This is a genomic window from Flavobacterium sp., assembly GCF_046153165.1.
In the GTDB taxonomy this organism is placed as follows: Bacteria; Bacteroidota; Bacteroidia; order Flavobacteriales; family Flavobacteriaceae; genus Flavobacterium.
The window spans coordinates 1-13,270 of the sequence record NZ_JBJXEN010000082.1; the positions used below are offsets into that span (position 1 = coordinate 1).

The following is a 13,270-nucleotide window of genomic DNA, read 5'->3' on the forward strand; positions in this document are numbered from 1 at the left end:
TGCAAATATACTACAAATCTCGTTTTCTTAAAATTTTATAAGACATTAACATAAATATAACAGTCCAAGCTAAAACAATGACAATTGCAGAAAAATGAACGCTGTAATCCTTAATGTCATTTACTCCAATTTGTGTACCAATATTTTTGATAACAGATAATCTTGAAAATGGTTCTACTATAAGATTTGACATCGATTCCAATGGAAAGAATTGTGTAATATTTTGTGCAGTACTGCTATCAGGAAAAATTTTGAAAGTTAGAATTCCTTTGGCTATTCCTTCAACGATATTCCATACAAATAGAAAGCCAATAGCAAATGCAGAACGTTTTACAAATATTCCTAAAAACAAACAGAAAGAGAAAAAACCAACCAATTTCACAAAAAAGGCCAAAATGTATTCTAAATCTGAAAAAACTATTCCAAATTCTGTATAGGAAGAAAAACTATAGCCTAAAATTAAACTCATCACAAAAACAAAAATAGTAGAGCATAGCGCAAATAATACAACAGTTAGAAATTTAGATAAAATAAATTCTTTCTTGCTCATTCCATCAATAAGATTTTGTTTTAAAGTTCCGTAACTATATTCGTTAGCCATCATAGAAACGATGACTATAGCTAAGAAAAACTTTAATATTGCAGCAATATAAGTATTAAAATGCCAAATAAAAGGAAAATTGAAAATTCCCATTTCTGCTAAATTTAATTTAAAAATTCCTAAATCAAATTTTATTGAAGCTATTAACGCTATAAAAGAAAGCAAGACAAAATAAGTGATTGTCAAAACTCTACTGGCTTTATTTTTCCAGATTTTTTGTAATTCTATTGATAATAATCTTTTCATGGTTTTATTTTTTCACAGATATTGTTGAAGTTTTTTTATTGATTCTTACTATTGTTATAGATTAGCTGTCAATTCTAAAAACTGTTCTTCTAAACTATGTTTGCGTTTTACTAAATGTTCTAAACTAATATTATTATCAAATAAATATTTATTTAAATCTGCTGGTTCTAAATGTTCTTTTAGATAAACCAAGACTTTACCATCCTCTTCCACTACTTTTTCAACGGCTAAATGATTTGCTAAAACTGATTTTAAAACTTGATGATCGTTAGATTTCAATTCAAAAAAACCTTCATTACTCGTCATTCCGTCTACAGTTCCAGAATATAACATTTCTCCTTTGCGTAAGACCAAAACGTGCGTACATACTTTTTCGACTTCATCGAGCAAATGCGAAGCCAATAAAATCGTAGTTCCTTGTGAAGCAATATGCTTAATAATATCACGAATTTGGTGAATTCCTTGAGGATCTAAACCATTAGTTGGTTCGTCTAAAATTAAAATTTCAGGATCGTTAAGTAGGGCAGAAGCGATAGCCAAACGTTGTTTCATTCCTAATGAAAAGGTACTAAACTTGCTATCTTTTCTTTCCATTAATCCTACTAATTCAAGCTTTTCTTGAACTTTTGCATAATTAATACTTTTAATTTTGCATACTAATTCTAGATTTTCTTTGGCTGTCATATATGGATAAAAGTTAGGTCGCTCGATTATAGCACCTACTTTTTTTAGAGCATCATGAGTTTCCATTGTGCCACCAAACCAGCTAAAATTGCCCGAAGTTTTATTTACCACATTTAGAACAATTCCTAATGTAGTCGATTTTCCTGATCCGTTGGGACCTAAAATTCCGTAAACATTGCCTTTATGAATTTCTAGTGAAAGATTTTTTACGGCATGAACGTATTTGTTGTAAATTTTGTTGAGATTGGTAATCGTAAGTATAGTTTCCAAAACAGTTCGTTTTTTGATTGATACCAGTAAGACGATGAAGTTCGGATTTTGTTACTAAATAACTAAAAGTTGTTATTTTGTCGAATTTATAAAATTGATTACGGTATCATTAAAAACCAAAGGTTGCTCTACATTTACCACATGTCCACAGTGTTCTATAACGAATAATTTTGAAGATCTGTAATGGTTTTCGACCACTTTTCTCACCGATGGTAAGAACATATAATCTTCTTCTCCCATAACGTAAAGTGTAGGGATATTGACTTCAACTTGGCGAAACCATTTAAGGACTGGATTTATTTCGGCAGTCAATTTAAACCAACGAATAAATTCTTTCTGGTATAATTTTTTAGCTTCATTTATAAACAACAAACGAGATTGTTTGTGGTTTTTGTTTGGCATAATAACAAAAGCAAAAAATTTGTATAAAACCAAATAAGGAAGAATATATTTGAACATATTTCCCAAACGCATCAAAATTTGAGAACGAAAGTTCATTTTGAGAATTGCTCCACCTAAAATCATGCTCTTTATACGTTCAGGATGCATTTCTGCCAATTGTCTAATTACAATTGTTCCCAAAGAAATACCAACAAAATGGGAGGTTTCAATTTTAAGATGATCTATTACTTCTAGCACATCGTTTGCAATAGATTGGAAAGTGTATTTTTTGTGAAAAGCTTTTTTTATTTGCTCATTCGAGCTTCCATGACCACGCAAGTCTAATAATAAAACATTATAATGCTTCTGAAAATCACGAATTTGTTTAAACCATATAGACGAACTTCCGCCAGCACCGTGCACAAATGTCACCCACTGATTACTGTCTTTATTTTCGTAAATAGTATAGTTTATCAATTGCTAAAAATTTGAGTAAAGATAATAGATGAAAAATAATAGACAAGAAAATTACGTTAAATCTTGCTGTGCAAAATTTTGAAATACTCAAAAGCCTTTAATAATCGACTTCCATACCAAGAAAACATTTCGCCATCTACAAATACCGTTTTGGCATGATGTGTAAATCTCCCAATTTCGAAAGCTTCTTCTTCTTTAAATGGAAATGGTTCCGATGAAAGAAAAACCAAATCTGGATCGCCTTCTAAACGTATTTTTTTAAGTTCTATTTCTGGGTAACGTTCGCCTTTGTCATAAATGTTTTCGAAGTTATTTAGCTTTAGTAATTCATTGATAAAATTATCTGAACCAGCTACCATATAAGGTTTTTTCCAGATAAAATAAGCCACTTTTTGTGTTGGTTTATTTTTAATGAATTTTTTAAATTCACCTAATGCAAAACTTAATTTATCATTTATCTTTTGTGCTTCAGTACGACAATTAAACAGTTGACCAAAGTCTAAAATCATCTGAAAATTATCTTCAATAGTGATAATATTAGTTACCCAAACAGCACAAATTTTTCTTAGTTCTTCTACTATTTCTAGCGTATTTTCTTCTTTATTGCAAATAATGATATCAGGATGAAGCGCTTTTATTTTATCAATTCTAATTTGTTTGGTACCACCAACAATTTTCTTGGTAGATTTGAAATGATAAGGATGGACACAAAATTTTGTGATGCCAACAACTCTTTCTTCAAGACCCAAATCATATAATAATTCGGTTTGAGAAGGAACTAAAGAAATGATTCTTTTTGGAGAGGTTTCAAAAGTGTGTTGGTTTCCTAGTTGGTCACTAAATTGTTTCATTTGTTTTGTTTAAAGTTATTTAGTTTAAAAAGCAATTTTTAACTTTAAACCTGAAATTCTAAATTAATTATTTCCTTCATTTCCACTTGAATCTTCAATGCTTCTTCTCTTGCTTTTTCGGCAAAATCTAATCCATTGGAAGCATAAATAATTCCTCTAGAAGAATTAATTAATAAACCAATATCCTCGTTCATCCCAAATTGGCAAACTTCTTGAAGATTTCCACCTTGAGCGCCAATACCAGGAACTAATAAGAAACTATTGGGTACAATTTTTCTAATTTCAGAAAAATATTCTGCTTTGGTTGCGCCCACAACGTACATTAAGTTTTGACTATTTTTCCAAGTTTTTGAAGTTTTTAAAACTTGTTTGTATAATTCATCACCATTTACATTTAATGTCTGAAAATCGAAAGCGCCTTCATTAGAAGTCAAGGCCAACATAATAGTATGCTTGTCATTAAAAGCTAAAAATGGTTCTACCGAATCTTTTCCCATATACGGTGCAACAGTAACGGAATCGAAGTTTAAATCTTCAAAAAAAGCTTTGGCATACATTGTTGAAGTGTTGCCTATATCTCCACGTTTTGCATCGGCAATGGTGAATATTTCGGGATGCTTTTCGTTGATATAATTGATTGTTTTTTGTAATGCTTGCCAACCTTTTATACCATACGCTTCATAAAACGCAGTATTTGGTTTGTAGGAAACGCACAAATCATGTGTAGCATCTATAATCGCTTTATTGAATTCGAAAATAGGATCTTCGAGTTCGAGTAAATGTTGTGGAATTTTATTTAAATCGACATCTAAACCTATGCAAAGAAAGGATTTTTTGATTTTGATTTGATCAATAAGTTCTTGTGTAGTCATTGTTGTGTGTTTAATGCAAAGTTAGGAAACTTTTTGAACCATTTAAAGCATAAAAGGGTGTATAACAAAAATGCTAAACTTATTAAGGTCTAGCATCTTTTTTCTTTCTTTTTATTCTGTATTAAAAAATATCAGATTCTTTCAATTTTTCCATATTGTTAACCAATTGAAGTTCGTCAACAAATTTTTGAATTTTACCATTCATAACACCATCCATATCAAAGACATCTAAACCAATTCGGTGATCGGTTACACGTCCTTGGGAATAATTATAGGTACGAATTTTTGCAGAACGGTCACCAGAACTTACTTGCGAAGTACGTTTTGTAGCATCTTCAGCTTGCTTTTTTGCTAATTCTTGTTCGTACAAACGAGAACGTAAAACACCTAATGCTTTATCTTTATTTTTGTGTTGTGATTTTTGGTCTTGACATTGCGCTACTAATCCCGATGGAATATGCGTAAGACGAACTGCTGATTTTGTTGTGTTTACTGATTGTCCACCTGGTCCTGAAGAACAGAAAAAATCTACACGAACATCATTCATATCTATCTGTACATCAAACTCTTCTGCTTCAGGCAAAACCATAACAGTCGCTGCCGATGTGTGTACACGGCCTTGCGTTTCTGTTTGCGGAACACGTTGCACACGATGTACACCAGCTTCAAACTTTAAAGTTCCGTAAACATCTTCACCCGTAACTTCAAAAATAACTTCTTTAAATCCTCCAGAAGTTCCTTCATTCATATCTACAACAGAAGTTCTCCAACCTCTATTTTCGCAATATTTTGTGTACATACGGAACAAATCTCCAGCAAAAATAGATGCTTCATCTCCACCTGTACCAGCACGAACTTCGACCATGACATTTTTAGAATCTTCAGGGTCTTTAGGAATCAATAAGAATTTTATTTCTTCTTCTAATTCTGGCAATCTTTCTTTTGCTTCGTCGAGTTGCATTTTTGCCATTTCTGTCATGTCAGCATCACTTCCGTCTGCAATTATTTCGTTTGCTTCGTCTATATTAGCCATTAAAATGACATACTCGTCACGTTTTTCAGCAAGGGCTTTAAGTCCTTTATATTCTTGATTAAGAGCTACATATCGCTTTTGGTCGGCAATTACGTCTGGCTGAATAATCAAATCCGATATTTCGTCAAACTTTTGTTTGATAATTTGTAATCTATCTAACATTGTGTATTTCCTTTATTTGGAGTGCAAAAGTACAAAAAAAGTTTTAGTTTGTGTGATTCATTCTTAAATTGATTGTTTCAATTATTTTAGAAACATTCGTTTTATAATCGAACCAAATTGTATTTTCAGTACGTTTAAACCATGTAAGTTGGCGTTTAGAGAATCGTCGGGTATTTTTTTTAATTTCCTCAATTGCAAAATCTAAAGTAAAATCATCATTAAAAAAGCTAAATAATTCTCTATAACCTACCGTTTGTAAAGCGTTTAAATCTTTGTTTGCATATAATTTTTTGGCTTCAGCAAGCAAACCTTCAGCTATCATGATTTCAACACGTTGGTTGATACGGTTATACATAATTTCACGGTCGGCTTCTAAACCAATAACTATAGGTGTGAAGTTTCTAGTATTTTTGTCCTTGTTTAGGAATGAAGAATAGGGTTTCCCAGTTCCTATACAGACTTCTATAAAACGCATCATGCGCTGCGGATTTTGTAATGTTTGAGTATTTTCTGAAAGGATTTTATTGTAATAATTTACATCTAATTCTTGAAGTTTTCGTTGTAAATATTCGATTCCATTTTCGTTATATTTTTTTTGAATTTCTTCGCGAATAATGTGTTCGATATTTGGGAAAGTATCAAATCCTTTCAAGACCGCATCTACATATAATCCTGAACCTCCTACCATGATTTGAATATTATTCTTACTAAATAACTCATCTAGTTTTGCAATGGCTTCTTTTTCGAAATCACCAACTGTATATTCTTCAAAAATTGATTTGTTTTGGATGAAATGATGCGTTGTTTGGCTTAATTCTTCATCGCTGGGAACAGCAGTTCCTATTTTCATTTCTTTAAAAAATTGTCGGCTATCACAAGAAATGATTTCACAATGATATTGCTTTGCTAAAGCGATGCTTAAGGCAGTTTTTCCTATGGCTGTTGGTCCGATTATGGTTATTAAATAGTTCATGAATTAGCGGATTGTTGGTTTTTTAGCCCCGATTACTTCGCTTAAATTTCATTTTCATTGGAGTTCAGTGAACTTCGTTTGGAACGAAAATCCTTTTTCTTGCTACTTTAGCAAGGAAAAGATTGTAGTAAAAGCGGGAATAGCTTCTAAAAAAATTAAAATTTTATGATTTTCATTACTTTATTTTTGCGTAAATAACCTTGTATTATATTTCGAGTATTTCGGTTGTTAGGCATAGAGATAATTAGGTTTTTTAGGATTTGTATATTATTTATTTGATAGTTTAAATCATAAAATGCATAACCTTTATATATACCGTTTTCTATAAGTATTGCGCTACGTTCGCTAACAGTCCGACCTTTGTCGACAATCACCATGCTTTGATTTTCGAAACTGCTTTTTGTGATAAAATCAAGTACACGTTTGTTGTATTCTTCGGGAGAAACCTTACCAATACAAGCGCCATCACATTCATTTATTTTGTGTTGAAAACACTCGGCTTTTGTCTCGTATAAACCAGTCAATTTTTGACATAGATTATAGTGAGAGCTAATTCTAAACAAAATATTCTTTCCTTCCTGTAATGTCGTATAGGATGTAATTTCCTTTTTGCGACCATCAGCTTTTTGTAATTTCAAATTAAGATAGCCATTTGCGTCTGTCTCTGAATAAATCGCTACAGGGAAATGAATTTTGGGTGACATTCTATTGTAAATAGGTCGGTTCCTTTTTATCTCTTCAGTTTCTTTAAGTAGCGCAACAAGTTCGCTTCCAGTTTCTTCGTAGGTGACAGCAAAAACTTCTTGTTGAATTTTTATTCCACTTTTTGTAATGCTAGTAAAATGTTGATTAACTCTTTTTTTAATATTTTTACTTTTTCCTATAAAGATAATATCACCATTTTCTTTGTGAATGTAATAAAGCCCTGTTTTGTTAGGCAAAGATTCTATAATGTTGAATAATTTAGGGGCAATCCCTTTGATAATTTCGGTTTTAATATGCTCCTTGATTATAACTTTTTCTAGATCTTTATCTAACAACATTTTAAATAATTTGACTGTTGCTAGTGCATCTCCCGCTGCTCGGTGTCTGTCGGCCATTGGGATTCCCAATGCTCTAACTAATTTTCCTAAACTATAGGAAGGTTGTTCTGGAATCAAAATCTTGGCTAATTCGACCGTGCAAAGTGTCTCTGAATGAAAATCATAACCTAGGCGACGAAATTCTGTACGAAGAATTCTATAATCAAATACTGTGTTATGTGCAACAATTACACATCCTTGTGTTATTTCTATAATACGCTTGGCTATTTCAAAAAATTTAGGAGCAGAAACTAACATAGCATTATTTATTCCTGTAAGTTTCACAACAAACGGTTGGATTGGTATTTCTGGATTTACTAAACTAATAAATTGATCTACGATTTCGTGACCATCGTATTTATAAATGGCGATTTCAGTAATTCCTTCTTCGTTAAATTGTCCTCCAGTGGTTTCTATGTCAAGTATTGCGTACAAATATTGTTTTTTATTGTTTTCGTCTAAAAGACAAATATATTATATATTAACTTCTGCCGCCAAAGATACTACTTCCTATTCGAACCATCGTACTTCCGCATTCAATTGCGAGTTGATAATCTCCAGACATTCCCATAGATAAGATTTTGGGTTCTAAGTTCTTGTTTTTTTGTTTTAAAATCAAATCATCAAAAATAGATTTCAATTGTGTGAATTCTTTTTTTATCTGATTCTGGTTTTCTGTAAATGTTGCCATACCCATTAAACCCACAATTCGGATATTTTGTAATAATTTGAACTCATTTGAAGATAATAATTCGTTTAATTCGTTCTCATCTAAACCAAATTTTGTTTCTTCTTCGGCAATATATATCTGTAATAAACAGTCTATAATCCTATTATTTTTTTGGGCTTGTTTATTTATTTCTTGTAGTAATTTTAGACTGTCTACACCGTGAATTAGATCCACATATTCTGCCATAAATTTCACTTTATTAGTCTGAACATGACCAATCATATGCCACTGAATATCTTTTGGCATCGCTTCCCACTTATCTGTCATTTCTTGTATTTTGTTTTCACCAAAAATACGCTGACCAGCTTCGTATGCTTCTAATAAATCAGAAATAGGTTTAGTTTTAGAAACTGCGACAAGTGTCACCTGTGGGGGAATTGTAGATGTTATCTGGTTTAGGTTTTGTGTTATAGACATTTTTTATTTTTAATATAAATTATAAAAATTTTTATTCTAAAATTAATTGCATAAATACTGAATCTAGCCAACGATCAAATTTGTAGCCAGATTCTTTGATAATTCCTACGGTTTTAAAACCAAATTTCTCATGAAAAGTAATACTGCTTTTATTCTCAGAATCAATTACTCCAATCATAGTGTGTAATTTTTGTGCTTTAGCTAAAGTAATTAATCTGGTCATTAGTAATTTCCCAACACCTTTTCCAATAGAATCTTTATCTGTATAAACCGAATGTTCGACTGTAAATTGGTATCCAACTTTAAATCTAAATGATCCATAGGTACCAAAACCAATAATTTTACCCTTTTTTTCTGCCACAATAAAAGGAAAATTATGTTTTTTTTTCTCTTTCAAAATAGAAATTTGTTGTTCTAATGTTCTAATATCATAATCCCAAATAGAAGTCGAATGTAAAATTTCATGATTTACAATTTCTAATACTGAAGGCATGTCTTCAATAGTTGCAACGCGAATAGTTATTGACATGTTTTTAAAATTTATTGCATTTATTTTTTAATGAATAAAAACCAGTAAATTTATGGTTATGAAATTAACTAACCTATCTAAAATATTAATAATTTTATACTTTATAAATCTTTTTTTATATAGTATTTTTTCTTTAATAGGAATAGAGGAATTAGTAACGTTTTTTTGGGCTATGAGAATCCCCATTTTACTTATTTTATATTTTGTAAGTTCAAAAAAAATACAAACACTTTATATTGTTGCCTTATTATTGTATCAATTAGCTTCATTTTCTTTTTATTTTAGCACACCGTCAACCTTCATTTATGGAACTATATATTCTGTTTTTTTTAAATTTTGTTTGGTTTTATTAATTTTGGATCTAATAAACAAAAATAATAGATTAGCTTTTGGAATTGCTTCTATTCCATTTTTCATTCTTTATTTATATATCATTGAAATTGTAATTTTATCATTAGGAGATGTTTATTTTATATGGATTATAAATGCATTTTTAACTTCTTTTATAGGAGGTGTTGGAATAATTAATTATTTGAATAATTCAGATAAAAAAAGCTTTTGGTTACTCATAAGTGGCATTTTGTTTATTATTCAAATAGGAGCCTTTTTTATAAATAAATTTTATATCAAAAATGAATCTATATATCAGATTGTAATTTTAACTTATGGTATTTCACATTTTGCATTTTATAAATTTTTGATCCTAAAAGAAAAGGAAGAATATGCTGGTGAAAAATCTTGAACTTTGTAACTTTACATTTCTTAGATATCTTTAAAATAAATGATTTAAATATCGCCAAAAACTATTCTTTTAAAACTTTAATAGTCTTATTTTGGTTGTTGTCTGTAGTGATTTTAAGGAAATAAATCCCAGACTGATACTGGCTCATATCGAGTAATGAATTTCCGAAACCTATTTTTTTATTTTCAATAACTTTTCCTGCTAAGTCACATACTTTAAGAGTGGCATTGGTGTCAATGTTTATATTAAAAACAGCATTAGATGGATTTGGAAAAACCTTTAATGAAGCACTAAATTCATTTTCGTTTACAGAAAGTGTGGAATTGGTTAGCCTGGCTATCTTCGGGGTTGATACGTTATTATAATTAATAAAAGTTCCCCCAGTAATAATTTTTTGATCGTTTTGAAGGGTTACACAATTTACCCCAATATTATAGAAGCCACTCCTAATATCGTTTATGTGCTGTATGAATGCAGCATCTTTAGTGCCATCACTGTTTAGTCTAGCTATTCCGCGAGCAGAACTATTATCATAACTTGCAAATGATCCTACAATAATAATTTTACCATCGTCTTGTATTACATGATCAATAATAGCAGAATCTGCTCCGTTTCCAGTTGTAAAATTAGTGTCTCTACTTCCATCGGTGTTTAGTTGGGTTATGTAGTTAACTGTAAATCCATTATAAGTTTGAAAATTTCCGCTTATAATTATTTTAGTGTCAGTCCTAAGAGCAATGGATAAAACTAAGTCGTTAGGGCCTGTTCCTGGGTTAAAAGTTGAATCGATTGTTCCGTTGGGGTCAAGCCGAACGATATTGTGGACGCTCATTCCTCCAAAAAAACTAAAATTTCCTCCAATAATGATTTTATCATCACTTTGAATCGCTATTGCATATGGATTAACTCCCATAGCGATATTAGGTGTAAAGCCAGTATCCAAGCTTCCGTCACTATTTAATCTCGCAATACTTCTTTTGGTTAGTCCATCAAAAGTTTGAAAAGTGCCAACTACGACTATTTTGCTGTCACTTTGTAACGCTAATGCCTTGATACTAGTATCAGGGCCACTACTATTGTTAAAAGAAACATCTAAGGTGCCATTATTGTTTAATCGAGCAATTCTATTTACACTTATGCCGTCGTAAGAGGTGAAACTACCGGCTATTAAGAATTTACCATCGTTTAATTGTAAAATCTTTGCAATTGTATTATTAGTACCTGATCCTGAATTAAAACTCGAGTCAATAGTTCCGTCGGGATTCAATCTAACGATTCTATTGCACGTTACTCCTTTATAAGTTGTGAAAGTGCCTACGACAACTATTTTATCATCATTTTGTGTAATTATCGAATTTGGGCTGCCATTGAAGCCAGTACCTACGATAAAGGAAGTGTCTAAATATCCATCCTGGCTATAATTTATATAAGAAACTAAAAATGCTAAAAAGAGGATGATTTTTTTCATAAAAATGAATTTTAGACAAAGATACTCAAAAAACGTTTCCAACTTTGTAACTTTGTGGTTTAGATATTTAAAGATGATTTACCCAAAAATACCTTTAGCTCAAAGTATTATAGAAATATGTAAGGCTAAAGGACTACAATATATTGTGATTTCTCCAGGTTCACGTAATGCACCACTCACTATTGGTTTTACAAATAATCCAGAATTCACTTGTTATAGCATTGCTGATGAGCGTTGCGCAGCATTTTTTGCATTAGGAATAGCGCAACAATTGCAAAAACCAGTTGCAGTAGTTTGTACATCAGGATCAGCATTACTTAATTATTATCCTGCTTTTGCAGAAGCTTTTTATAGTCAAATACCGCTAGTGGTTATTTCTGCGGACAGACCGCAAAGCAAGATTGATATTGGAGATGGACAAACCATCCGTCAGGAAAATGTGTTTGCCAATCATAGTTTATATAATGCTAATTTAGTTGAAGAGACATCAGAAGAAAACGATATCAAAATTCAAAAAGCAATCAATTTTGCAGTAATCAAAAAAGGTCCAGTACATATTAATGTTCCATTTGAAGAGCCTTTATACGAAACGGTTGACGCCATTTCGGTTTATCCAAAGATAATCGATTTTCAAATAGATAATAAGAAGTTAGAAAATTTAGATGTTTTTGTAAACCAATGGAATCATGCAAAAAAGAAGCTAATACTTATAGGTGGTTGCGATCCAAATTTTATACAACAATCTATTTTAGATTTTTTAGCAACAGATAATTCGGTAGTGGTAATGACCGAAGTGACGTCTAACGTACATCATTTTAATTTTATTACCAATATTGATACAATTATCACACCTTTTATAGAAGAAGATTTTATTAATTTTCAACCTGAAATATTGGTAACAATTGGAGGTATGATAGTTTCTAAAAGAATTAAAGCCTTTCTTAGAAAATATAAACCACAAGAACACTGGCACATCGACGAGTTAAGAGGATACGATACTTTTGGCTGCTTGACAAAACATTTTCAAGTTACTCCAAATGTATTTTTTAATAAATTTATGCCTAAAATTCTTAACGTAGAAAGTGATTATTTAGAAAATGCTTTGACGATTAAGAAAAAAAGATCAGAAAAAACAGAAGCATATCTAGCTAAAATACCTTTTTCAGATTTTAAAGCTTTCGAGATTATTTTACAAAATTTATCGATGCATAGTCAATTGCAAATCAGTAATAGTTCAGCAATTCGTTATGCACAATTATTCCCTATAGATTCTAGTATAGAAGTATTTTGTAATCGTGGTACTAGTGGAATTGACGGAAGTACATCGACAGCAATAGGTGCTGCATTAGCTTCTGGCAAAGAGACAGTTTTAATTACTGGAGATATTAGTTTTTTGTATGATAGTAATGCATTGTGGAATAATTATATTCCAAAAAAGTTTAAAATAATTTTATTGAATAATGGAGGAGGTGGTATTTTTAGAATATTACCGGGACACGAAGAAAGCGAAACTTTCAATACTTATTTTGAAACATCACATCATTTAACGGCGGAACATATAGCTAAAATGTATGATTTTAAATACGAAAAGGCTGAGGATGAAAAATCCTTAAAAGAAAACTTGGAAATTGCAATAAACACTGAGGAATCTATAATTTTAGAAGTGTTTACACCTACAAAAGTTAATGATTCGATATTATTGAATTATTTTAAGAATTTGACTTAATATTTTTTATTATTTATAATAAAATC

Annotated in this window: 13 protein-coding genes; 2 read left to right on the top strand and 11 right to left on the bottom strand. The window is 30.8% G+C overall.

Translation table 11 applies throughout. The features are described from left to right. Positions 1-10: 10 nt before the first annotated feature. The 10 genes from ACKVOV_RS09585 to ACKVOV_RS09630 form a co-directional block, all read right to left on the bottom strand. Positions 11-847: an ABC transporter permease gene (locus ACKVOV_RS09585; protein ID WP_409206537.1), complete on the bottom strand. Its 837-nt coding sequence runs from the start codon at positions 845-847 to the stop codon at positions 11-13. Positions 848-901: 54 nt separating this feature from the next. Continuing rightward, positions 902-1,801 (bottom strand): ABC transporter ATP-binding protein, encoded by a 900-nt coding sequence (locus ACKVOV_RS09590; RefSeq protein WP_409206538.1) that lies wholly within the window; start codon positions 1,799-1,801, stop codon positions 902-904. A gap of 72 nt (positions 1,802-1,873) precedes the next feature. Then, positions 1,874-2,659, bottom strand: a complete 786-nt coding sequence (locus ACKVOV_RS09595) for an alpha/beta fold hydrolase (protein ID WP_409206539.1) — start codon at positions 2,657-2,659, stop codon at positions 1,874-1,876. A gap of 56 nt (positions 2,660-2,715) precedes the next feature. After that, the gene (locus ACKVOV_RS09600) at positions 2,716-3,510 is read right to left on the bottom strand and encodes an ABC transporter substrate-binding protein (protein ID WP_409206540.1); all 795 of its coding nucleotides are present in this window, start codon (positions 3,508-3,510) and stop codon (positions 2,716-2,718) included. 44 nt (positions 3,511-3,554) lie between these two features. Next, positions 3,555-4,382, bottom strand: a complete 828-nt coding sequence (gene pyrF, locus ACKVOV_RS09605) for an orotidine-5'-phosphate decarboxylase (RefSeq protein WP_409206541.1) — start codon at positions 4,380-4,382, stop codon at positions 3,555-3,557. A gap of 121 nt (positions 4,383-4,503) precedes the next feature. Next, complete coding sequence (gene prfA / locus ACKVOV_RS09610; RefSeq protein WP_409206542.1) at positions 4,504-5,577, bottom strand: peptide chain release factor 1; 1,074 nt, start codon at positions 5,575-5,577, stop codon at positions 4,504-4,506. A gap of 43 nt (positions 5,578-5,620) precedes the next feature. After that, a complete protein-coding gene (miaA, locus tag ACKVOV_RS09615) occupies positions 5,621-6,550 on the bottom strand; it encodes a tRNA (adenosine(37)-N6)-dimethylallyltransferase MiaA (protein WP_409206543.1) in 930 nt (309 codons plus the stop codon). 155 nt (positions 6,551-6,705) lie between these two features. Further along, on the bottom strand, positions 6,706-8,067 hold the full coding sequence (locus ACKVOV_RS09620; RefSeq protein WP_409206544.1) for an exonuclease domain-containing protein: 1,362 nt from the start codon (positions 8,065-8,067) through the stop codon (positions 6,706-6,708). Between the two features lie 46 nt (positions 8,068-8,113). Then, positions 8,114-8,779, bottom strand: coding sequence for a YggS family pyridoxal phosphate-dependent enzyme (locus ACKVOV_RS09625; RefSeq protein WP_409206545.1), 666 nt, complete (start codon positions 8,777-8,779; stop codon positions 8,114-8,116). A 31-nt stretch (positions 8,780-8,810) separates the two neighbouring features. Beyond that, on the bottom strand, positions 8,811-9,308 hold the full coding sequence (locus tag ACKVOV_RS09630; protein WP_409206546.1) for a GNAT family N-acetyltransferase: 498 nt from the start codon (positions 9,306-9,308) through the stop codon (positions 8,811-8,813). Between the two features lie 355 nt (positions 9,309-9,663). On the opposite strand from ACKVOV_RS09630, the gene ACKVOV_RS09635 reads away from it, so the two are divergent. Next, entirely contained in the window at positions 9,664-10,050 is a 387-nt protein-coding gene (locus ACKVOV_RS09635) for a hypothetical protein (protein ID WP_409206547.1), read from the top strand. Between the two features lie 61 nt (positions 10,051-10,111). Here ACKVOV_RS09635 and ACKVOV_RS09640 read toward each other — a convergent pair whose 3' ends face one another. Next, the gene (locus ACKVOV_RS09640; RefSeq protein ID WP_409206548.1) at positions 10,112-11,518 is read right to left on the bottom strand and encodes a T9SS type A sorting domain-containing protein; all 1,407 of its coding nucleotides are present in this window, start codon (positions 11,516-11,518) and stop codon (positions 10,112-10,114) included. A gap of 73 nt (positions 11,519-11,591) precedes the next feature. Here ACKVOV_RS09640 and menD point away from each other — a divergent pair, with 73 nt between their 5' ends. Continuing rightward, a complete protein-coding gene (gene menD / locus ACKVOV_RS09645) occupies positions 11,592-13,244 on the top strand; it encodes a 2-succinyl-5-enolpyruvyl-6-hydroxy-3-cyclohexene-1-carboxylic-acid synthase (RefSeq protein ID WP_409206549.1) in 1,653 nt (550 codons plus the stop codon). Positions 13,245-13,270: the final 26 nt, after the last annotated feature.

Excerpts from the sequence above, each read along its gene's own strand:
- ACKVOV_RS09585 (WP_409206537.1), bottom strand. The coding sequence starts at position 847 with ATGAAAAGATTATTATCAATAGAATTACAAAAAATCTGGAAAAATAAA.
- ACKVOV_RS09600 (WP_409206540.1), bottom strand. The coding sequence starts at position 3,510 with ATGAAACAATTTAGTGACCAACTAGGAAACCAACACACTTTTGAAACC.
- pyrF (WP_409206541.1), bottom strand. The coding sequence starts at position 4,382 with ATGACTACACAAGAACTTATTGATCAAATCAAAATCAAAAAATCCTTT.
- prfA (WP_409206542.1), bottom strand. The coding sequence starts at position 5,577 with ATGTTAGATAGATTACAAATTATCAAACAAAAGTTTGACGAAATATCG.
- miaA (WP_409206543.1), bottom strand. The coding sequence starts at position 6,550 with ATGAACTATTTAATAACCATAATCGGACCAACAGCCATAGGAAAAACT.
- ACKVOV_RS09625 (WP_409206545.1), bottom strand. The coding sequence starts at position 8,779 with ATGTCTATAACACAAAACCTAAACCAGATAACATCTACAATTCCCCCA.
- ACKVOV_RS09630 (WP_409206546.1), bottom strand. The coding sequence starts at position 9,308 with ATGTCAATAACTATTCGCGTTGCAACTATTGAAGACATGCCTTCAGTA.
- ACKVOV_RS09640 (WP_409206548.1), bottom strand. The coding sequence starts at position 11,518 with ATGAAAAAAATCATCCTCTTTTTAGCATTTTTAGTTTCTTATATAAAT.
- menD (WP_409206549.1), top strand. The coding sequence starts at position 11,592 with ATGATTTACCCAAAAATACCTTTAGCTCAAAGTATTATAGAAATATGT.